This window comes from Clostridium pasteurianum (genome assembly GCF_001705235.1).
Classification (GTDB): Bacteria; Bacillota; Clostridia; order Clostridiales; family Clostridiaceae; genus Clostridium_S; species Clostridium_S pasteurianum_A.
The window spans coordinates 704098-725333 of sequence record NZ_MCGV01000001.1 but is presented as its reverse complement, the minus strand read 5'-3'; the positions used below and the strand labels follow the sequence as shown (position 1 = coordinate 725333).

Sequence of the window (21236 nt, the reverse complement as noted above, 5' to 3'; positions counted from 1 at the left end):
TATTGTAGAATGTAAATAAGTGCAATAAAGAGCGTTTATTTAAAATACAGTCTAAAGCAAAAATAATTTGTTTACTTTTATAGTATATGTAAAATATATTTGCTATAATATTTAAGAAGGTAGTAATTTATATAATTGTAAAAAATATATTAATATATGACTATTCGCCTAATAAAATATTCAATGGAGGTAAGTTTGATGGGAGAAGCTATAGTAGTAACATCAGGAAAAGGCGGAGTTGGTAAGACAACCACTACTGCAAATATTGGTACAGCTCTTGCTTCAATGAAAAAAAAGGTAGTACTTATAGATGGTGATACTGGACTTAGAAATTTAGATGTACTTATGGGACTTGAAAATAGGATAGTTTTCACACTTCTTGATGTAGTAGAAGAAAATTGTAGATTAAAGCAGGCATTAATTAAGGACAAGCATTATGAAAATTTATTTTTACTTCCAACAGCACAAACGAGGGATAAAAATGATGTTAAGCCTGAGCAAATGTTGAAATTAGTAAATGAATTAAAAGAAGAGTTCGATTATGTTATTATAGATTGTCCTGCTGGTATAGAACAGGGATTTGAAAATGCAATAATTGGAGCTGATAGAGCTATAGTTGTTGTAAATCCTGAGGTTACTTCTGTAAGAGATGCAGATAGAGTTATAGGTAAAATTGATGCAAAGGGTATAGATGACCATCAGGTTGTTGTAAACAGAATTGATTATGACATGGTTAAGCGCGGTGATATGCTTGGAATCGAAGATATTATAGATAATCTTGCTATAAAGCTTATAGGTGTTGTACCTAATGATAAGCAGATAACGGTTTCTACTAATAAAGGAGAGCCAATAGTATTAAATCAGAATTCTAGTGCTGGAAAAGCTTTTAAAGATATAGCTAGAAGGGTGCTTGGAGAAGATGTGCCATTTGAAAAGTATGAAAGTGAAAGTGGTTTTATTGCAGCAATAAAAAAATTATTCAGCGGTAATAGGGGGTAAAAGTATGGATTTATTGGGTTTTTTTTCTGGAAGAAATTCTTCCAAGGAAGTTGCTAAGGAACGCTTAAAACTAATACTTATACATGATAGAGCAGACTTGTCTCCCGAACTTTTAGATCTTATTAAAGGAGAAATTTTAAACGTAATTTCAAAGTATGTAGAAATAGACAATTCTGATGTGGAAGTAAAGCTCACAAGAACTGATGTAGAAGATGGAAATTCTCCAGCATTAGTTGCAAATATACCGATTAAATCTATGAAAAATAGAAGAAAGTAAGATCCATTAGAACAAAGCTGTGCCAAGTTTTATGGTTAAATGCATAAAAAGTTTAACTATAAAAAATCTATGAGTTGTATACATGGCTGTTGCATTTAAAATAAATATTGCACTAAAAATTAATTTGCAATATTTTTTAACTACAAATTACTAACTTTTAATGCGACAACCCTTTATGTACACAATTGTAGAATAAGTGCATGGCTTTTTCTTTTTTTTATGGTATAATCATAAAAGTGGAGGGAAAGAGACATGATATTAGATAAAATTAAAATTGATAGAAAAACGTTAAAAGACATGGATTTTACGTTACTCTTAGTACCTGTAATAATTTCTCTGTACAGTGCAATGAATGTATATAGTGCGGCTCATAATCAATCGGATATTTCAAACACGTGGAAGCTTCAACTAATGTGGCTTGTTTTAGGATTAATATGCGTGTACTTAATAATTAAGATGGATTATAACTTTTTTATAAATTATGCAGAAGTAATATATTGGGCATCTATTGTACTGCTTATAGTAAATGATATTTTTGGTTCAACTAGAAATGGTGCAAAGGGATGGATCGCTATTGGACAAAGAGCCATTCAGCCGTCTGAGGTTGCTAAAATTGGACTGGTTCTTATGCTAGCTAAAAAGCTTGACGGCATGAAAGATGGAATAAATAATGTTAAGAATTTCTTTACGTTACTTATATATGCAGCAATTCCTATGGGACTTATTTTAATTGAATCGGATATGGGAATGACTATGGTGTGCTTTTTTATAGTACTCGGTGTATTTTTTATAGCAGGATTAGATCTCAAGGTTATATTTGGTGGGTTATTTGGTGTTGTTGGAGGTGTTGCGGCAATATGGAATACACCATTAATGAAGCCATACTGGAAGGCGAGATTCTTTTCTTTTTTAAATCCAGAAAAGTATAGCTCTACATCAGGTCTTCAGCTGCTTCAATCTCAGATTGCTATAGGTTCTGGCGGTGTTTTGGGAAAAGGATTTTTAAAAGGAACGCAAATTCAAGGCGGTTATATCCCTGAAAACTATACAGATTTTATATTTGCAGTAGTTGGTGAAGAGTGGGGACTTATAGGTGCAATTGTTCTTATAATATTTTATGGTATATTTTTATATAGAGTTATTAGAACATGTAGAAATGCAAGAGATACTTTTGGAAAAATATTTTGTGCTGGTATAGCTGCTTCATTTTTGTTTTCCATATACATAAATATGGGTATGGCTATAGGAATTGCACCTATATCAGGGCTTACACTTCCGTTTATGAGTTATGGAGGAAGTTCAATGTTAACTGCTTTTATAGCTGTTGGAATTGTTTTGAAAATAGGCATTACTAAGGATGGAATTAGTTTTTAAATGTAATAGAATTTATGCTCTATATATGTAATAAAAGTATAAAAAGAAAATATATATATAAAGAAATTAATTTTAAGAGGTTGTTTCTGAATGTAAATTTTTAATTGAAGTTAAATGACTTATACTAAAGAGTTTAGCTTAGGCTGAATTATTTTTGTGTACTTTGTTTTTAAATTAAAAAGAATATTCATTGAAGCAATCTCTTTATTTTTATATTTTTATTAATAGATAATGGAGGATAAAATGGGTAACTACAATTCTCAGTACGAAAATTATTACAGGGCATTATTAAACAGAAATTCTAGAACAAGCAGCGTTTATAGAGGAGATATTAACAAGAAAAACTGGGGACAAAAAATTGTAAAGAAAATTGAATTTCAACTTGTAGGTGCATTTATATTATTTGTAGTGGCATTGGGGTGCAAAAGTGTTACCACTCCAGAAACAAAAATAGCATGCAATTACATTAAATATACACTGGCATATAATTACGACTTTTCAGCATTAATATCACAAGTTAGGGATTTGGACGTTAGTAACATAGAGGCTTATGCTAATAAAGTTGATGTGGATTCCTTTAAAAATGATTCTGTGAATTATATTGAAGATTTAAGGACGAAAATAACAGGAGGGAAAACCTTTGCTGATAAGATAAAGCAGGATTATGCATTACCAATTGAGGGCAAAGTTATTTCTCACTATGGTGCAAAGGGTAAAAATAAAGGTGTTGATATTTCTGCAAGTGACAATGATAATGTAAAAAACATATATAATGGCACTGTAGAAAATGTAGGAGAGGACAAAGATACAGGAAAATATATTTTGGTTGATAATGGAGATGGCATTGAAAGTAAATATTCAAATATTGATTCCATTGAAGTTAAGAGGGGCGATGGTGTTACAAAGGGTGAAACTATAGGAAAAGTGAAAAAAAGTGACGATAAATCTAAGGCTTATCTTCATTTTGAAATAATGTATATGGGAGAAAATAAAAATCCCGAAGATTATTTTACATTCAATTAAAATGATTTTATAGGGGGCATGTAAACTAGAGTTTAGTGCCTTCTGCAATTTATTTAGAACTAGAAGCAATATTTCGGAGTGATTGGTTGTTTAAATTAAGCAAATACTTTATTCCATATATTATAATTCTATTTATTATAGGTTTTAATGGAGAACTTTTTTATGTCTTCATTTTTGTTCTGCTTCATGAGATTACACATTATTTAACTGCTAGAATATTGGGTTTCAGTGGTTTTGATATAGAAATATTACCCTTTGGTGCAGTTTTAAAGCTTAAGGATATAGAATATGCAACAGAGAGGGAAGATTTTATTATTTCTTTATCAGGACCTTTATTAAATTTAATTCTAGCAGCTATTTTTTATGTTTTATTTAAAAATAATTTTGGCTACAAAGTATATTCTCTATGTATTATTAATTTTTCATTAGGAATATTTAATTTAATGCCTGCATTTCCGCTTGACGGGGGACGATTACTTAGGGATATGCTTTCTTGTAAACTAAATTATAGAAAATCTAATGAAATAACCATAGGTGTAAGTATTTTTATTGGAATAATATTTTGTATATTTTCACTTATAGGTGTTTTTTTTAATATTAAAAATTTAAATATGCTAGTAGTGGCTTTTTTTATACTATTCTGTTCTTTTAAAGAAAAGGGAAGGATGGTCTATATTGTTATGGGGGATATATTAAGAAAAAAAATAATATTTTTAAGAAAAGGGTATATTGAAAATAGGATGATTTCTGTATCAGACCAAAATAATCTCATAAATTCACTTAAGATAATGGATAAAAATAAATATACAGTTTTTACAGTCTTAAATGAGGAAATGAAAGTTATAGACTTAATTTATGAAGAAGAAATTTTGGATGCTCTTAAAAATTATGGCAATATAACTTTTGGAGAATTAGTGAGTTTAAGAGAAAGAAATGATTAATATGTTGAACATTTTTTAATGTATGTGTTAGAATATAAAAATGAGCGATTTTTAGGAGGAAATTTAATGAATAACACTTTTGATGATATTTTGTTTAGAGTTGAGAAACCAGCCAGATATATAGGAGGAGAATTTAACTCTGTTATTAAAGATAAAGAAAAGATAGATGTGAGATTTGCTTTCTGCTTTCCGGATGTTTATGAAGTTGGAATGTCACATCTTGGAATGAAAATACTATATGATGTGCTAAATAAAAGAGATGACACATACTGTGAAAGGGTTTTTGCTCCATGGCCTGATATGGAAAAGTTGATGCGTGAAAATAACATTCCGCTTTATGCTCTTGAATCAAAAGATCCTATAACAAATTTTGATTTTATAGCTTTTACTCTTCAATATGAAATGAGTTATACAAATATACTCAATATGCTTAATCTTGCAAATGTGGAAGTAAGAGCATCTAAAAGGCGTGAAGATGACCCGATTATTATATGTGGAGGACCATGTGCTTATAATCCAGAGCCTCTTTATGATATTGCGGATATATTCTCATTAGGTGAAGGAGAAGAGCACCTAAGTGAGATGGTTGATTTATATAAAAAATGCAAGAGAGATAAATTAAGCAGAAAAGAATTTTTAAGAATGGCATCACATGTTGAAGGTACTTATGTGCCATCTCTTTATGATGTTACATATAATGAGGATAATACTATAAAGGAATTTAAACCTCTTTATGACGATGTACCTAAAAAGGTAAAGAAGAGGATAATAACTAATTTTAATGAGGTAGTATATCCTGAAAATTTTATAGTTCCATATAATGAAATAGTACATGATAGAATTATGCTTGAAACTTTTAGAGGATGTACAAGAGGATGTAGATTTTGTCAAGCAGGGATGATATATAGGCCTGTAAGGGAAAAGAAGACGGATAAATTAATGGAGCTTGCTGATAAGATAATAAAAAGTACTGGATATGAGGAAATGTCACTTACATCTTTAAGCATATGCGATTATTCAGATATTAAAAATCTTGTATACAGTTTAATTGAAAAATACAAAGAAAAAAATGTAAGTGTATCGCTGCCATCTCTTAGGGTAGATTCATTTTCAGTCGATTTAATAAAAGAGCTTCAAAAGGTTAGAAAATCGGGGCTTACTTTTGCTCCTGAAGCCGGAACTCAGAGAATGAGAGATGTTATAAATAAAGGCGTAACAGAGCAAAACCTTATGGATTCAGTAAGCAGTGCTTTTAGAAACGGTTGGACTACTATAAAACTTTACTTTATGATAGGACTTCCTAATGAAACTAAAGAAGATGTAAGAGGCATAGGTGAGCTTGGTAAAAAAGTAGTAGAGGAATATTATAAAGTACCTAAAGATCAGAGGAAAAGAGGACTTAAGGTTACTTTAAGTACATCTATATTTGTACCTAAGCCGTTTACTCCATTCCAGTGGTCTCCTGCAGATAATATAGAATCTGTTAGAGAAAAAATAAGTGGACTTAGAGATGAATTAAATGGAACAAGGGCTATTACATATAACTGGCATGAGACTCCTGTAAGTTATCTTGAGGCAGCACTTGCAAGAGGTGACAGAAGAGTTTGTGATGTAATTATAAAAGCCTATGAAAAGGGAGCTAAGTTTGACGGATGGTCTGAGTATTTTAATAATGATACATGGATGGAAGCTTTTAAAGAATGTGGTGTCGATCCGGATTTTTATGTTTACAGACAGAGAAGTTATGATGAAGTTCTTCCATGGGATTTTATAGACATAGGAGTTAATAAGGAATACTTAATAAATGAAAATGAAAAGGCTAAACAGGCGGTAGTTACACCTGATTGTAGACAGGGATGTAAAAACTGCGGAATTAACATTAATTTTAAAGAAGGGAAGTGCTTTGAAGGTGCGTTATTTAATAAAATACAGTAAGGGTTCAGATATAAAATTTGTTGGGCATCTTGATTTAATGCGTACAATCCAAAGAGCTATAAAGAGAGCTGATCTTCCTATTGAGTATTCACATGGATTCAATCCTCATATGACGATGTCAATAGCACAGCCCCTTTCTGTTGGTGTTTATTCTGATGGTGAGTATATGGATGTAAAATTCAGCGATGAAATACCTGAAAGTGAAGTAAAGGAAAAGTTCAATAAAGCTTCAACCAATGCTTTAAAAATTGTTGATGTGGTTAAAATAAGAAATGAATATTATCCTTCAGGTAAAAAAGTTGAAAGTTCCATGGCTGTAATAGAAGCAGCTGTATATGATATAAAAATTAAATATGAAAATACATCTAAGCTTAAAGAAGAAATGGAAAGTTTATTAAAGAGCGAGGATTGGTCAATACTTAAAAAGACTAAAAAAAGCGAAAAGATAGTTAATATTAAAAGTATGGTAAAAAAGCTTTCTTATAATATAGAAGATAATGTATTAAAAATTCGTACTGCAATAAGCTCTGGAAGTCGTGAGAATCTTTCACCGGATTTGCTCTGTGATTATATAAAGAAGAATACTAATAGCGTACTTAAAGATTCTTTTACAGATATAAAAAGAGTTGAAATGTATGCTATTAAGAACAAAAAGTTAGTTCCGCTGAACAAGTATTTTAGCTAAATTATAAATGCAGGGATACAAAAGAGGTGTTTTAATTGAAAAAGGTATTTATAGAGAGGTGTACTGACTTTCTAAAAGTAGCTATAGAGGAAAATGGTATTTTTAATCAATGTTTTATAGAAGATGAAAGAGAAGAAACTTATTCTGGAGAAATATACAAGGGAGTTATTAGGAATATAGTACCTGCTATAAAGTGTGCTTTTGTGGATATAGGTAGGGGGAAAAATGGATACCTCTACATGGATAAGAAATTCAATAATATAAATATAAAAAAAGGTGACGAGATATTAGTTGAAATAATAAAGGAAAGCATAGGTAGCAAAGGACCTAAGGTTAGTAATGCAATAACCATACCAGGAAGGTATTCTGTTATAGTTACTTTGAATAAAGATATAAGTATCTCAAAAAAAATATCTAATCCTAAATATGTAGAGGAACTAAAGAAAAATATAAAAAAACCAGACGACGTTGGAGTAATGATAAGGACAAATGCTCAAAATGTTAACTTTGATGACATAAATGAAGAAATAAAAAGTTTATATGAAATTTACTGCGGCATAAGTAAGAAGGCAAAATACTCTAATAAGCTTGGTCTCATTTATAAAAGCGGCGGAGTAATAGAAAGAGTAATGAGGGATAATTCTGATGAAGATGATCTCCAGGTAGTAGTAAATGATGTGAATGATTTTGAATACATAAAAAAGTATATAGACGGCAAAAAAGACATGAAATGCGATTTGAAATTACATGATAATCCTATAACCTTAATGGAATACTATGGGTTTGAGAAAAAGATAATTAAACTCATAGATAGAAAAGTTATGCTTAAATGCGGTGGTTATTTAGTAATTGATAAAACAGAAGCAATGTACGTAATAGATGTAAATTCAGGCAAGAACATAAAAAATTCAAGTTTGTCTAAAACGGCTTTTAAAACCAATGTGGAAGCGGCAAAAGAAGTGGTGCGCCAGGTTATACTTAGAAATTTAAGCGGTATAATAGTAATTGATTTTATAGATATTAATAGTGCAGAGGAAAAAAATAGAATAATAAGTATATTAATAGACGGATTTAAGAATGATAAAAATAAAACCATAATATATCCTTTTACAGAATTAAATATAGTTCAGATTGCAAGAAGAAGAAGGGGAAAATCAGTTTATGATTACCTTGAAGAAGATTGCATGTCCTGCCGTGGAAGCGGAAGCGAGCTGAGTTTTGATTATGCTAAAAGTCTTATGAGAAATGAGCTTAATAGATACTTAAAGGAACATGAAAAGATTAATAATGTATATATTGAAATTGATATAAGGTATAAGGATAAAATTAAAAGTGACACGCAAAAATTTGTACATGATATAGGTGCGGAGAAGCTTCACGTTTATGTTAAGTACGAACATAGAAGCGATTTCTTTAAAATGGATTTTAGAGAGCTTATGGGAGATGTATCAATTCAGCAGTATAAAATTTATGGGTAAAAAAATTCTTTACAAAAGGTAAGCTATATGATACAATGGCACATGTAGACCGCACAAAAAGGGTTTATATAAACACAATTTATTGTGTACCCTAATGGCGAGGCCGTAAATGAGGAGGTGTTTGTTAATGTACGCAGTTATAGCTACTGGAGGAAAACAGTATAAAGTTCAAGAAGGAGATACAATCTACGTTGAAAAACTTGAAGCTGAAGTTGATTCAAAAGTTGAACTTGATAATGTTCTTGCAGTTTCAAAAGAAGATGGTTTAGTTTTAGGAAAACCTGTTGTTGATGGAGCAAAAGTTGTAGCAAAAGTTGCAGCTCAAGGTAAAAACAAGAAAGTCATCGTATTTAAGTATAAGAGAAAAAAGGACTATAGAAGAAAAGCAGGACATAGGCAGGCTTATACTAAACTTGTAATTGAAAAGATTGAAGCATAATTATGATTGATGTGGTTTTTAAAAAAGAAAATCAAAACCTGGTTTCTTATTCCATAAAGGGTCATGCTGACCGTAAGGCCAGTGGTGATGACATATATTTAGAAAATTATGATAGAGAAACAGGGATGGTATATGATGATGCAGTCTGTAGTGCCGTATCAGTTTTAGGTCAAGTATGCATTTTAGGTATGGAAAATGTTTTACATATGAAAGTAAAGTATTCGGCTGAAGAAGGGCATATAGGGTTAAATCTTAAAGATTTGAGCTCAGATGATCTTAAGCAGACACAGGTTCTTATGGAGACTACGTTATTAGGCTTTGAAAATTTAGCGGAAAGCTATAGCAGTTATATAAAGGTTAGTGTGGAGGAGGTGTAATTTTATGCTTACAATTAATCTTAGATTATGTGCCCACAAAAAAGGAATGGGTAGTTCTAAAAACGGAAGAGATAGTGAATCCAAGAGACTTGGAGCTAAAGCTTCTGATGGAGAATTCGTTCTAGCTGGAAACATAATTGTTAGACAGAGAGGAACAAAAATTCATCCAGGTGTGAATGTAGGTAAAGGTAAAGATGATACACTCTTTGCTAAAGCTGATGGACTAGTTAAATTCGAGAAACGCGGAAAAGATAAGAAATATGCAAGCGTTTATCCAGTTGAAATTCAGGAAAGCGCAGCAGAATAAATCTTAAGCACCCTTTATTAAGGGTGCTTTTTTACAATTTAGATTATAAAAACATTTAAAATACTAATAATAACTATATATGACGTATTAAAATTTATGTGATATATGTAAGTGAATTAATAAATAAATTATTAAAGGTAAAGGTGAGATTATGTTTGTAGATAAAGCTAGGATTTTTGTTAAATCCGGAGACGGTGGAGATGGTGCAATATCCTTTAGAAGAGAAAAATATACACCGCTTGGAGGACCAGACGGTGGAGATGGAGGAGAAGGCGGAGACGTAATTCTTGTAGCAGATTCCAATATGACAACACTTCTCGATTTTAAATATAAAAGAAAATATGTAGGGGAAAGAGGCCAAAATGGTCAAGGCGCAAAATGCTATGGCAGAGATGGTAAAGACCTCTATATAAAAGTTCCTATGGGAACAGTAATAAAAGATGTAGAAACAGATAAGATAATGGCAGATTTAGCTCATAAGGATGATAAATTTGTAGTTGTAAAAGGTGGAAGAGGCGGAAAAGGAAACGTAAAATTTTGTACTCCAACAAGGCAGGCACCTAACTTTGCACAGCCGGGTATGCCTGGAGAAGAGAGATGGATAAGTCTAGAATTAAAGCTTTTAGCAGATGTTGGACTTATTGGATTTCCTAATGTTGGAAAGTCAACACTTCTTTCTATAGCGTCTAAAGCAAGACCTAAAATTGCTAATTATCATTTTACAACTATAACGCCAAACCTTGGAGTAGTTGATGTTCCGGGAATTAGCAGCTTTGTAATGGCAGATATACCTGGAATAATTGAAGGTGCATCTGAAGGTGTAGGTCTTGGTTTTGAATTTTTAAGACATATTGAAAGAACAAGACTTTTAGTTCATGTTGTTGATATATCTGGTTCAGAGGGAAGAGATCCTCTAGATGATTTTATGAAAATAAATGAAGAACTCAAAAAATATAATGTAAAGCTTTGGGATAGACCTCAAATTGTAGTTGCAAATAAATCAGATATGCTTTATGACGATGAAGTCTTTGAAAAATTTAAGGCTGAACTTAAAAAGTTAGGATATAATAGTGTATTTAAAATTTCTGCTGCAACTAAAATGGGAGTAGAGCCTCTTTTAAAAGAGTGTGCTAGAGTTTTAAGTACTATTCCGATTACGGATATGGAAATACCTGAGGAAGAAAAATTTGTACCAGAGGATAAGCATTTTACTTATACAATAAGGAAAGAAGAGAATACTTACATTGTTGAAGGAAGCTTTGTAGATAGACTTCTTGCAAGTGTAAATGTAAATGAACCAGACTCCTTTAAATATTTTCATAAGGTTCTAAGAAACAAAGGTATAATGAATGAATTAGATAAAATGGGAATAAAAGATGGAGACATTGTAAGACTTAATGATTTTGAATTTGAATTTTTAAAGTAGGAGGAAATTTATGCTAACAGGTAAACAAAGAGCCTTTTTAAGAAGTATGGCAAATAATATGGAGGTTATATTCCAGATAGGTAAGAATGGAATAGAAGATTCTCTAGTAAAACAAATAGATGATGCACTTGAGGCTAGAGAGCTTATAAAAATAAATGTTCTTGAAAATAGTGGTATTACACCAAGAGAAGCAAGTGGCGTTTTATGTGAAAGATTAGGCTGCGAGGGAATACAGGCAATTGGTAAAAAGCTTGTTATATACAGAAAATCAAAAAATAAGCCTAAAATCGAACTTATTAGTAGGTAGTGCAGAAGAAGGGATAAAATGAAGAAAAAAGCTATTTTTGGTGGAACATTTGATCCTATTCATAATGCGCATTTGAATATAGCATATAAAAGTCTAGAAAGATTTAACCTTGATGAGGTAATATTTATACCTTCGGGAAATCCTCCACATAAGGATGAAAAAAAAGTAACTCCAGCATGCATAAGATATTCTATGGTACAGGAAGCCATTAAGAGTATTCCTAAATTTAAAGTAAGTGATTATGAAATTGAAAAGGGCGGAGTTAGTTATACTTACGAGACACTTAAATATTTTTCACAAAAAGAAAAAGATGTGGAGTGGTTTTTTATTTCAGGGCTTGATAGTCTCATGGAACTAGATACGTGGAAGAATCCAGATATAATACTTAAATTGTGTAAGTTTATTGTATTCAATAGACCCGGATATAGAAGAAGTCAAGTTGTAGAACAAGAAAAATATTTGGAAAAAAAATACAGCAATAGCATAGTATTTTTGGATATTCAGCCGATAAATATATCATCTACCATAATAAGGCAAAAAATTAGAAGAAATGAATATATAGGGGATTTGGTACCTAAAGAAATTTGCGATATAATAAAAAATAATAAACTCTATGTTTGAAGGTGTATATTTGTATGTGGTCATATGATAAAATTATAGATTATTTGAAGAACAATTTAGGAGAAAAAAGATTTAAGCACAGCTTAGGAGTGATGGATACTGCTGTTAAGCTTGCAGAAAAATATAATGGGGATACCAAGAAAGCTAAATTGGCAGGGCTTGTACATGATTGTGCTAAAAAACTATCGGATGAAAAAATCGTTGAAATATGTACTCAAAATGGTTATAAATTAGACGATATAGCACTAAGAAATCCATCTCTTTTCCATGGACTTGCAGGCAGAATAATTGCTAAAAATTTAATGGAGATAGAAGATGAAGAAGTGCTTAATGCTGTGGAGTTTCATACTACAGGCAAAATTAACATGTCACTTTTAGAAAAAATTATTTATATAGCAGATTATATTGAGCCAACCAGAGATTTTAATGGTGTAGATAAACTTAGAAAAGCAGCATTTGAAAATCTAGATGATGCACTTCTATTGGCTTTTGATAATACTATTAAATTTGTAATTGGTAAGAAAGGTTTTCTTCATCACAATACGATAGAGGCTAGAAATTATCTCATTTCGCAAAGAAAGTAGGTGTCATTTTATGGTTTTTGATAAAAAAAGAATAATAATAATTTGTGTTTTTGTTTTGATATGTGCAGCAGTTGGTTTTGGAAGTTTTTTTTATGTATCATTATATAGTACTAGCACTAATTCTAAAAATGTAAATGTACAGGCAGTTGAGCCTGAAAAAAATGAACCTGTAAATATTTTGGTTACAGGTATGGATGATGGGCGTAAGGAAAACGAATTTGGAAGTTATGAAAAGAGAAATGATGCTATAATGATTGTGCATTATGATCCTAAAGCTAAAACTGCAAGTTTAGTGTCCATCCCTAGAGACACTAAGGTATTAGTAGATGGGAAAGCTAAAAAGATAAATGATCTAAATTCCATAGGTGGTCCTAAATATTTAGTTAACGCCATAGACAAAAATTTCAACATTAAAGTTAATTACTATTTGCAGCTTGATTATGCTGGCTTCAGAAAAATAGTTGATTCACTTGGCGGTGTAAATGTAAATATAAATAATAAAATGAATTATGATGACCCATATGGTAAAATTCACATACATCTTAATAAGGGTGAAAATCAGACATTAGACGGAGTAAAAGCAGAGGATTTTGTAAGATGGGAAAAAAATAATAATTCCAAGGATAGCTTAAGCAGCGATTTAGTTAGAATAAGAGATCAACATGCATTTATGGCAGCAGTTATGGATAAACTAAAAAGTAGAAAGATGATATTTAAAATGCCTTCTATTTTGAAAACTGCCGCTAAGAATGTGACAACTAATATGTCCATATCGGATATGCACAAGTATGCCAAAGCTTTAGCAGCTGTAAAGAGTCAGAATCTAAAAGTAACTACACTCAGCGGAGCAAATGCATACATTGATGGTATCAATTATTTTGTCTATAATAAAAGTGAAAATAAAGCTATATTTTCAAGTGGAGAGACATCAAAAGTAAATATTCCGAGTCAGGCATATAAAGTTGAAATTTTAAATGGTACAGAGAAAAATGGACTTGCTAAACAGTATAAAGATATACTTGTTAAGAAAGGTTTAGGAAATGACATAACTACAGGTAATTATCCTAAAAAGCCTGTTAAAGAGACCAAGGTAACTTTATATGGTATACCTGAAGATTATGTACCGTATATAAAAAGCAAACTAAAAGTCGATGATATAGAATTAGTAGGCAAGAAAACAGATAAATTTGACATGATTATACTTCAGGGAGAAGATTTTAGTGAATAGAGAAGATAATAATAGACTTGTTTACTTTGTAGAAAAACAGCATGAAAATTTTAAAATAAGAGATTATTTAAAGAAGGTTCATGGATTTTCCACAAGATTTGTAAGGGGAGCAGCATTTGGCGAAAGAATATTTGTAAACGGAAAAGTAGTTAGGTTATCTTACAGAGTATCTGAGGGAGATAAAATTGAAGTTGATGTAAACAAGGTTGAAAGCCAGAATGTAGAGCCTGAAAAAATGGAACTTAACATAGCTTATGAGGATTCAGATGTAATAGTTATAAATAAACCCCCTAAAATGATTGTTCACCCAACAAAAAATTATCAGCATGGAACTCTTTCTAATGGCTTACTATATTACTTTAAAGAAAAGGGTGAAAATTGCATTGTTAGATTAGTAAATAGATTGGATATGGATACTTCCGGTCTGGTGCTGGTAGCAAAGAATCAATTTTCTCACATGGCACTTGCAAGAGATATGCACCTAGATTCCTTTAAAAAGGAGTATATAGCGGTTATAAGTGGACATTTATATGATTCCAAGGGTACTATAGATAAACCCATTTATAAGGCTGAAGATGAGCCTATAAGGAGAGTAATAGATGATAGAGGACAGAAGAGCATAACACATTTCGAAGTCCTCCAAAGATACGAAACAGGTGATAAGGTTAAACTTTCACTTGAAACAGGGAGAACACATCAAATTAGAGTGCATTTAAGCAGTATTGGCAATCCTATAATAGGTGATAGTCTTTATGGAACGGAAAGTGACTTAATTGACCGTCAGGCACTGCATGCATATAGGCTTCAGTTTCCACATCCTAGAGATGGCAGAATAGTAAGTGTTGAATGTAAGCTTCCTCAGGATATTGAAAATCTTATAGAGAACATGAAAGAAAGTGCAGAATGATATATTCATTCTGCACTTTCTTTATAAAATTAAGAACGTACCAGATTTTTATACAAATCTATGTACGTTCTCATAAAATTTAAATTACAACTAATTTATAGATACAAATCTATATCACTATCTTTTTTTTCTTTTTTCTTTTTTAATATGACTGCTGCTGCACCACCAGCTATTAGGAGCAAGCATAATAAACCATAGCCTATATATGTTTTATAATTGTCATAACTGTAACCTGAAATAATAGTTTTATCTTTAGATTTAAGGTTATCTATACCGCTGCTTAATTTTAAAGGTTCAGCTACTTTTTTGCCATCAATAAAAACATTCGCTGCTAAAATCTGTTGACCTTTTTTGAAATACTTTTCCTTTAAAGAGTTATTAGGTATAGAGTATTTAATCTTAGGATTAGAACCCTTTGGAACTAAATAATAATAATCTTCAGTGGCAATAAGAGGTATTTTCATATCATCTGCATAATAATTTTGAACAGCATCACCTTTTGAAAATAATTTTTTCTGCTCATAATTATTAAATCCGTAATCAAACAAGGCTTTCGTATCATCATAAAATGTTTTATCTTTGCTATGTATAAATGCTACAACAAGTTTTTCATTACCTCTTGAAGCTACAGAAACAAATGAGTGAAGTGACTGAATAGTATAACCGGCTTTTCCACCTATACATCCGTCATAATAGCAGCGTGAATTTTTATAAACTAATTTATCTTCATTCCAGAAGTTTCTGGATTTTTTTGTCTGAGCTGCATCCATCTTATTAGTTGGTGCCATTTCATAGTTAAGTGTTGTCGAAATTGTCTTATACTCAGGATTTTTAGAAAGTTCTCTCATTATTAGAGCTAAATCCTTAGCAGAAGTTTTATGGTCTTTATCGAATAAACCATTTGGATTTTTGAAATTTGTGTCAGTACATCCTAGTTCTGCTGCTCGCTTATTCATGAGTTTTGCAAAGGCTTCTGGTGAGCCACTTATATGTTCTGCAAGGGCAACGGCAGAATCATTAGCGGAAATAAGCAAAAGAGCATATAAAAGATCATGTACAGTAAACTCTTCTCCATCTCCAACATTTATTGTATTGCCATCCCTTAGAGCAAGATACTTTTTAGTAAAATCATCACTTGTCTTTACTTTATCATTTAATTTGCAATTTTCAAGAGTTAAAAGCGCTGTCATTAACTTAGTTGTAGAAGCAGGTGGATAAGCAGCATCCATATTTTTTTCGTACAAAATTTCACCGCTGTTACCATCCATTAATACAGCACCATCAGCAGAAACTTTTGGAGGCTCTGGCATCGCATGTACATCAAATTTGATGCTCGAGATTAAAAATATTACTGTAGTTATGTATATAAATATCTTTTTCATTGTATCCTCCTAAAAAATTCATAATAATAGTATACCAAAAAAAAATATATGTGGCAAAAATTTATGTTTAAAAATATGTAAGTGGTCGAAAATACCAAATATAAAGGTAAAAATTGGTGGTGATTGTGTAACGATGAAAAATAAGAAGGTTTTTATTGGTTCAATAGCTCTTGTGGTTATATTTGCGATAATGATTTTTGTAGGATATAAGGTAGAAAATAAAGATGATGAAAATGGAGCTTCATATGACGAAGCAGTTAGTGAAGTTACAGGCAAGAACAAAAGTAAGGAAAATTACAGTGCTTCTAAAAACGAAAATAAAAATGAAAATAAGAATGTAAGTGCTCAAATTTTTGGAGCTGTGAAAAACCCGGGAGTGTATACGCTAAAAGGCAGCGGCAGAATCAAGGATTTGATTAATGCTGCCGGAGGTTTTGCTGATAACGCTGATAAGTTTAGTGTAAATGGGGCTGCCAAGGTGACAGATGGTGCTAATATATATGTGAAGGCGCAGGGTGAAACTACAAATAAGGCGGCTTCAGCTGGAAACTCTTCTGGGGCAGTTCAAGCAGCATCTCAAACTTCAGGTTCAGGCGGCGCTTCACAGGATGAAAAGCTGGATATAAATACTGCAACAGCTGAGGATATTGTAAATAAGAAAATCAAAGGCATAGGCGCAGGTCTTGCAAAAAAGATAGTGGATTACAGAGAAAAAAATGGAGGCAGGATAAACTCCGCTGAGGATCTTCAGAAAGCTATAGGCCCAAAGAGGGGAAAGGACTTAATGGATTATGTTACTATAAATTGATATATAGAAGTTGCACGAGAGTGCATATGATTTCAAGGATCTAGGAGTTCCATGCAAAAAAAGTAATGATAAGTCCTGAGTTATGGTAATAAATATTTATATGTTTTTCCAACCGTCTTAATAAGTTAAAGTGCTTTGAGATGTTGAATTGCAATGCTTTGAAGTGATTTTTACATGCAATTTATGAAAAATGAAAATCGGTTGGAAAATTTTAAGGAAATTCTTTATTAATGCGGGCTAGAAGAGTATAATAAAAATAAAGAATGGCTATTTTACAGTAGTTGAACTTTAACATAAGATGTATTTTTAATCAATATATTTATAAAATTTAATGTTATCAGGCATTATAATGCAAATAATTAATTATATAAATATGAGTTTTAAAAATGAGGTACGTCGGTATGATACTTATAGACGAGTATGATAATTTTGCAAATATAATTATCAATTGGAATATATTATCCATTGATTTTTTGAAAAATAGAAACTATACTAAATTAGGATAGATTAGATGAAAACGAAATAGATAATAACCTCAGTATATAACTGGGGTTATTTCTATGTAAACAATAGTTGAATTGTAATAATATTTTGTAATGATAAAATTGCAATGGTTTGAAGCACTTTTTACATGCAATGCCCTAAAAATGAAAATTGGTTGGACAAATTTCAAGGAAAGCTTTTATTAAGGAGAGCCTTAGATTAATCTAAAGCCCTTTTTAAAAAATATTCTTTCAGGGAATCAGGAAAATGCGTAAGCATGCTGTGCATAAATGGAACAACAATCTTATAACGTGAACGAAGATGTTCTTTTGAAATTATACGGGTTACATCTTCTGCTGCCTTTCTAGGATCAGCTGAATTTTGCTTGCTTCTATATTGAATATCATGTTTATAGAAATTCCAATAATGAGAATCAGGATTTGATATGACATCATTTGAATTATTGGCCAAGGTTTTAAAAAAATTGGTTTTTATAGCGCCAGGTTCAATAACAGTTACTTGAATGTTGCAGCTGCTAAGCTCTAAACGCAGTGTATCATTTAACGCCTCAACTGCAAATTTTGATGCACAATATATACCGTTAATTGGTTGAGCAAATTTTCCTGAAATTGAACCAAGATTTATAATCTTACCTGATTTATTCTTACGCATTTCTGGAACAACTGCCTGAATCATATTAATTATTCCAAATACATTTACATTAAACATATCTTTTGCCTTTTCAACGTTAATTTCCTCTAAAGCACCTCTAAGTGAAAAACCTGCATTATTTATGAGAATATCGATTCTTTGAAATTTTGATTTTATTTCATTTATGGCACTATAAATAGACTCTGTTTTAGTAACATCTAAAGGGAGCTTCAAAGACGCAGGTAAATCTTCTAAAGTTTCAACTTTTCTAGCTGTAGCGACAACTATATATCCCTTATCAAATAATACCTTACAAAGCTCCCGTCCAATACCTGTAGAACATCCAGTAATTAAAACAACTTCTTTATTTTCCATAGTAACTAACCTCCATTAATAAAGCTTAGCTACATCATAAATCATGTGCATAATATTTGCATTATCATTTGTTAAGATTTAATTTTGATCTTATTCTGCTAAGTGACACAGGGGTTATTCCTAAATAGGAAGCAAGATGACATTGTTTAATACGATTTTCCAAACTAGGATATTCGTCAAGAAATTTTTTATATCGTCCCACACTATTTAATAACTTAAAGCTACTAGCATGTTCTTCCTTCATAACAAGAATTTTATCCAGTGCCTTTTTATAGAATAGAAGAATCTTATAGTTTCCATCAACTATTTTTTCAAAATCAGAAATTTTAGCTACAAGAATTTCGCTATCTTCTAATGCCTGTATAGTATACATAGACTCACTTTTACTCAAATATGCTACATAAGAAAGTAGTATTCCGCCTTCTGAATAAAAATATTTTGTTATATCGTTACCATTTTTATCAATATAGTAGGAACGAAAAGCTCCATTTATAACAAAGCCTATTTCCGAGGATTTTTCACCTCCCTGCAGGAAAAATGTATCTTTTTTCAATAATCTTGGCTTAAAAATACTCTTGAGTAAAGCGAAATTTTCTTCGTCCAAATAAATTCCAATGTTTCTTGAAAACTTTATAAATAAGTCATGATATATATTTTCATTCATTTACAGGCCTCATTTCTTTTATTTAATTCAAATGTTTTTATAATTATATCATTTTAGAATGTATTTTAAGATATATTTTTCCAACCGTATCAATAAATTAAAGTGCTTTGAGCTATTGAATTGCAATGGTTTGAAGCATTTTTCATATGCAATTTGTGAAAAATGAAAATCGGTTGGAAAATTTTTGAGGAAATCCTTTATTAATGCGGGTTAGAAGAGTATAATAAAAACAAGGAATGGCTATTTTACAGTGGTTGAACTTTAACATAGGATGTATTTAAATCAGTTAAGAATACTGGAATCACTCTGAATATAGTTTAGTTGAACTTTAACATAGGATGTATTTAAATATATTAATGTTGCATAGTTCAGACAATCTTAAGCCAGTTGAACTTTAACATAGGATGTATTTAAATTGTCACTGAACTAACCACTGCATTTAAACGACTTTGTTGAACTTTAACATAGGATGTATTTAAATTACAGAAAGCCACGCAGGGAGTTAGCCATAATGAGTTGAACTTTAACATAGGATGTATTTAAATTTGAATCAGTTTCTTTTGACTGCACTATTGCGTATTCGTTGAACTTTAACATAGGATGTATTTAAATAGCAAAAGAAATTTGCCAACTTTATCTTTACCCGCGTTGAACTTTAACATAGGATGTATTTAAATTTGTACAAGCTAGAGGTAGCTGAACCCGCATCATGTTGAACTTTAACATAGGATGTATTTAAATTAAAGTATTTAAGTGTTTTGGTATTAAACTATTTGTTGAACTTTAACATAGGATGTATTTAAATGGTAAAACAACAAATACTGCTGTTTTACTGCTTTCAAGTTGAACTTTAACATAGGATGTATTTAAATTACTATCACCATTCCTTAAATATTTCTCTTACCTATAGTTGAACTTTAACATAGGATGTATTTAAATTGAATTCCCATCCTTCTCCCTTTTATGAATATCACGTTGAACTTTAACATAGGATGTATTTAAATTTATTATTATAATCCTTATACCATATTTCTTTATTGGTTGAACTTTAACATAGGATGTATTTAAATTAACCTGACGTTATGAATTGAGTATTCATTTTCTGTGTTGAACTTTAACATAGGATGTATTTAAATTGGTAAAATGCAAGTGCTTTTTCACCAGCAATTCGAGCGTTGAACTTTAACATAGGATGTATTTAAATAGTAGTAACTTTTGCAGGAATCTATTTTAAGTTAAGGTTGAACTTTAACATAGGATGTATTTAAATTATTTCAGCCAATAGAAAATTTTATCCTCAATATTTGTTGAACTTTAACATAGGATGTATTTAAATAATGATGCTATTGCTAGTGGAGCGATTAGTTTTAGTTGAACTTTAACATAGGATGTATTTAAATTTATGAACAGGGTTATTTAAAAAATAATGCTATATGGTTGAACTTTAACATAGGATGTATTTAAATTAAATTATGTAAAAAATATGAAAATGAAAAAATAGTTGAACTTTAACATAGGATGTATTTAAATAAATATACTGACTCAGAATAATAACCATTAGATTCAGTTGAACTTTAACATAGGATGTATTTAAATTAGATATATAAATCTACTGCATTGGGTTCAGTTGCGTTGAACTTTAACATAGGATGTATTTAAATTAGTGTTGCACTGAAAACTTAGTCCGTACAGCATTGTTGAACTTTAACATAGGATGTATTTAAATTCATCTATAATGCAAGTTTCCTCCATCTCTATATGTTGAACTTTAACATAGGATGTATTTAAAAGGGAAGGGAATATTGTATTAGATAGTCTTTAAAATTTGAATATTTTGTTAACATAAAAATCAGATACAGAATAAATTAATGTTAGTATAAATCAAGATTAAAAAAATTGCGGAAAATGATATTTGCAGATAGTTTTATTATATAAATGTGTTATTTTAGTGTTTGAAAAAATTAA

General features: G+C 30.8%; 21 protein-coding genes and 1 CRISPR repeat array. Of the genes, 18 read left to right on the top strand and 3 right to left on the bottom strand.

Translation table 11 applies throughout. The features are described from left to right. Positions 1–198: 198 nt before the first annotated feature. From minD to BEE63_RS03260, 17 genes are all read left to right on the top strand, one after another. A complete protein-coding gene (minD, locus tag BEE63_RS03340; RefSeq protein ID WP_066020033.1) occupies positions 199–999 on the top strand; it encodes a septum site-determining protein MinD in 801 nt (266 codons plus the stop codon). A 4-nt stretch (positions 1000–1003) separates the two neighbouring features. Further along, positions 1004–1276: a cell division topological specificity factor MinE gene (minE, locus tag BEE63_RS03335; RefSeq protein ID WP_066020032.1), complete on the top strand. Its 273-nt coding sequence runs from the start codon at positions 1004–1006 to the stop codon at positions 1274–1276. A 255-nt stretch (positions 1277–1531) separates the two neighbouring features. Beyond that, on the top strand, positions 1532–2650 hold the full coding sequence (gene rodA, locus BEE63_RS03330; RefSeq protein WP_175400882.1) for a rod shape-determining protein RodA: 1119 nt from the start codon (positions 1532–1534) through the stop codon (positions 2648–2650). Positions 2651–2893: 243 nt separating this feature from the next. Continuing rightward, complete coding sequence (locus tag BEE63_RS03325) at positions 2894–3673, top strand: murein hydrolase activator EnvC family protein (protein ID WP_066020030.1); 780 nt, start codon at positions 2894–2896, stop codon at positions 3671–3673. 86 nt (positions 3674–3759) lie between these two features. Next, entirely contained in the window at positions 3760–4614 is an 855-nt protein-coding gene (locus tag BEE63_RS03320) for a M50 family metallopeptidase (RefSeq protein ID WP_066023145.1), read from the top strand. Positions 4615–4680: 66 nt separating this feature from the next. Continuing rightward, on the top strand, positions 4681–6549 hold the full coding sequence (locus tag BEE63_RS03315) for a TIGR03960 family B12-binding radical SAM protein (protein WP_066020029.1): 1869 nt from the start codon (positions 4681–4683) through the stop codon (positions 6547–6549). After that, positions 6518–7234 (top strand): TIGR03936 family radical SAM-associated protein, encoded by a 717-nt coding sequence (locus BEE63_RS03310; protein WP_066020028.1) that lies wholly within the window; start codon positions 6518–6520, stop codon positions 7232–7234. Before BEE63_RS03315 ends, BEE63_RS03310 begins: the two co-directional genes overlap by 32 nt. Positions 7235–7269: 35 nt before the next feature. Further along, entirely contained in the window at positions 7270–8712 is a 1443-nt protein-coding gene (locus BEE63_RS03305; RefSeq protein ID WP_066020027.1) for an Rne/Rng family ribonuclease, read from the top strand. Between the two features lie 127 nt (positions 8713–8839). Then, a complete protein-coding gene (gene rplU, locus BEE63_RS03300) occupies positions 8840–9151 on the top strand; it encodes a 50S ribosomal protein L21 (protein WP_066020026.1) in 312 nt (103 codons plus the stop codon). Positions 9152–9153: 2 nt separating this feature from the next. Further along, positions 9154–9528: a ribosomal-processing cysteine protease Prp gene (locus tag BEE63_RS03295; protein ID WP_066020025.1), complete on the top strand. Its 375-nt coding sequence runs from the start codon at positions 9154–9156 to the stop codon at positions 9526–9528. A gap of 4 nt (positions 9529–9532) precedes the next feature. Beyond that, positions 9533–9835 carry a 50S ribosomal protein L27 gene (gene rpmA, locus BEE63_RS03290; RefSeq protein ID WP_066020024.1) on the top strand — a complete coding sequence of 101 codons (303 nt, stop codon included), beginning with the start codon at positions 9533–9535 and terminating at the stop codon, positions 9833–9835. 151 nt (positions 9836–9986) lie between these two features. Beyond that, positions 9987–11261, top strand: coding sequence for a GTPase ObgE (gene obgE / locus BEE63_RS03285; RefSeq protein WP_066020023.1), 1275 nt, complete (start codon positions 9987–9989; stop codon positions 11259–11261). Between the two features lie 10 nt (positions 11262–11271). Continuing rightward, the gene (gene yhbY, locus BEE63_RS03280) at positions 11272–11568 is read left to right on the top strand and encodes a ribosome assembly RNA-binding protein YhbY (RefSeq protein WP_066020022.1); all 297 of its coding nucleotides are present in this window, start codon (positions 11272–11274) and stop codon (positions 11566–11568) included. A gap of 18 nt (positions 11569–11586) precedes the next feature. Continuing rightward, positions 11587–12189, top strand: a complete 603-nt coding sequence (gene nadD / locus BEE63_RS03275) for a nicotinate-nucleotide adenylyltransferase (RefSeq protein WP_066020021.1) — start codon at positions 11587–11589, stop codon at positions 12187–12189. A 14-nt stretch (positions 12190–12203) separates the two neighbouring features. Then, entirely contained in the window at positions 12204–12773 is a 570-nt protein-coding gene (gene yqeK / locus BEE63_RS03270; RefSeq protein ID WP_066020020.1) for a bis(5'-nucleosyl)-tetraphosphatase (symmetrical) YqeK, read from the top strand. Between the two features lie 10 nt (positions 12774–12783). Further along, positions 12784–14001 carry an LCP family protein gene (locus BEE63_RS03265; protein WP_066020019.1) on the top strand — a complete coding sequence of 406 codons (1218 nt, stop codon included), beginning with the start codon at positions 12784–12786 and terminating at the stop codon, positions 13999–14001. Continuing rightward, complete coding sequence (locus tag BEE63_RS03260; protein WP_066020018.1) at positions 13994–14908, top strand: RluA family pseudouridine synthase; 915 nt, start codon at positions 13994–13996, stop codon at positions 14906–14908. Before BEE63_RS03265 ends, BEE63_RS03260 begins: the two co-directional genes overlap by 8 nt. A gap of 95 nt (positions 14909–15003) precedes the next feature. On the opposite strand, the gene BEE63_RS03255 is transcribed toward BEE63_RS03260, so the two are convergent. Next, positions 15004–16290: a D-alanyl-D-alanine carboxypeptidase family protein gene (locus BEE63_RS03255; RefSeq protein ID WP_066020017.1), complete on the bottom strand. Its 1287-nt coding sequence runs from the start codon at positions 16288–16290 to the stop codon at positions 15004–15006. 133 nt (positions 16291–16423) lie between these two features. Here BEE63_RS03255 and BEE63_RS03250 point away from each other — a divergent pair, with 133 nt between their 5' ends. Beyond that, the gene (locus tag BEE63_RS03250) at positions 16424–17098 is read left to right on the top strand and encodes a ComEA family DNA-binding protein (protein ID WP_066020016.1); all 675 of its coding nucleotides are present in this window, start codon (positions 16424–16426) and stop codon (positions 17096–17098) included. A 702-nt stretch (positions 17099–17800) separates the two neighbouring features. Here the strand turns inward: BEE63_RS03250 and BEE63_RS03245 are convergent. Together BEE63_RS03245 and BEE63_RS03240 are read right to left on the bottom strand one after the other, a co-directional pair. After that, the gene (locus BEE63_RS03245; protein WP_066020015.1) at positions 17801–18607 is read right to left on the bottom strand and encodes an SDR family oxidoreductase; all 807 of its coding nucleotides are present in this window, start codon (positions 18605–18607) and stop codon (positions 17801–17803) included. A 64-nt stretch (positions 18608–18671) separates the two neighbouring features. Then, a complete protein-coding gene (locus tag BEE63_RS03240; protein WP_066020014.1) occupies positions 18672–19271 on the bottom strand; it encodes a Crp/Fnr family transcriptional regulator in 600 nt (199 codons plus the stop codon). A 253-nt stretch (positions 19272–19524) separates the two neighbouring features. Beyond that, a CRISPR array of direct repeats spans positions 19525–21061; the repeat unit is 30 nt; unit sequence GTTGAACTTTAACATAGGATGTATTTAAAT. Positions 21062–21236 lie beyond the last annotated feature (175 nt).

Bases quoted from the DNA above. Each gene is read 5' to 3' on its own strand.
- BEE63_RS03295 (WP_066020025.1), top strand. From the start codon at position 9,154: ATGATTGATGTGGTTTTTAAAAAAGAAAATCAAAACCTGGTTTCTTAT.
- minE (WP_066020032.1), top strand. From the start codon at position 1,004: ATGGATTTATTGGGTTTTTTTTCTGGAAGAAATTCTTCCAAGGAAGTT.
- BEE63_RS03245 (WP_066020015.1), bottom strand. From the start codon at position 18,607: ATGGAAAATAAAGAAGTTGTTTTAATTACTGGATGTTCTACAGGTATT.
- BEE63_RS03265 (WP_066020019.1), top strand. From the start codon at position 12,784: ATGGTTTTTGATAAAAAAAGAATAATAATAATTTGTGTTTTTGTTTTG.
- obgE (WP_066020023.1), top strand. From the start codon at position 9,987: ATGTTTGTAGATAAAGCTAGGATTTTTGTTAAATCCGGAGACGGTGGA.
- yhbY (WP_066020022.1), top strand. From the start codon at position 11,272: ATGCTAACAGGTAAACAAAGAGCCTTTTTAAGAAGTATGGCAAATAAT.
- rplU (WP_066020026.1), top strand. From the start codon at position 8,840: ATGTACGCAGTTATAGCTACTGGAGGAAAACAGTATAAAGTTCAAGAA.
- BEE63_RS03325 (WP_066020030.1), top strand. From the start codon at position 2,894: ATGGGTAACTACAATTCTCAGTACGAAAATTATTACAGGGCATTATTA.
- yqeK (WP_066020020.1), top strand. From the start codon at position 12,204: ATGTGGTCATATGATAAAATTATAGATTATTTGAAGAACAATTTAGGA.
- BEE63_RS03255 (WP_066020017.1), bottom strand. From the start codon at position 16,290: ATGAAAAAGATATTTATATACATAACTACAGTAATATTTTTAATCTCG.
- BEE63_RS03240 (WP_066020014.1), bottom strand. From the start codon at position 19,271: ATGAATGAAAATATATATCATGACTTATTTATAAAGTTTTCAAGAAAC.
- BEE63_RS03250 (WP_066020016.1), top strand. From the start codon at position 16,424: ATGAAAAATAAGAAGGTTTTTATTGGTTCAATAGCTCTTGTGGTTATA.
- BEE63_RS03315 (WP_066020029.1), top strand. From the start codon at position 4,681: ATGAATAACACTTTTGATGATATTTTGTTTAGAGTTGAGAAACCAGCC.
- rpmA (WP_066020024.1), top strand. From the start codon at position 9,533: ATGCTTACAATTAATCTTAGATTATGTGCCCACAAAAAAGGAATGGGT.
- nadD (WP_066020021.1), top strand. From the start codon at position 11,587: ATGAAGAAAAAAGCTATTTTTGGTGGAACATTTGATCCTATTCATAAT.
- minD (WP_066020033.1), top strand. From the start codon at position 199: ATGGGAGAAGCTATAGTAGTAACATCAGGAAAAGGCGGAGTTGGTAAG.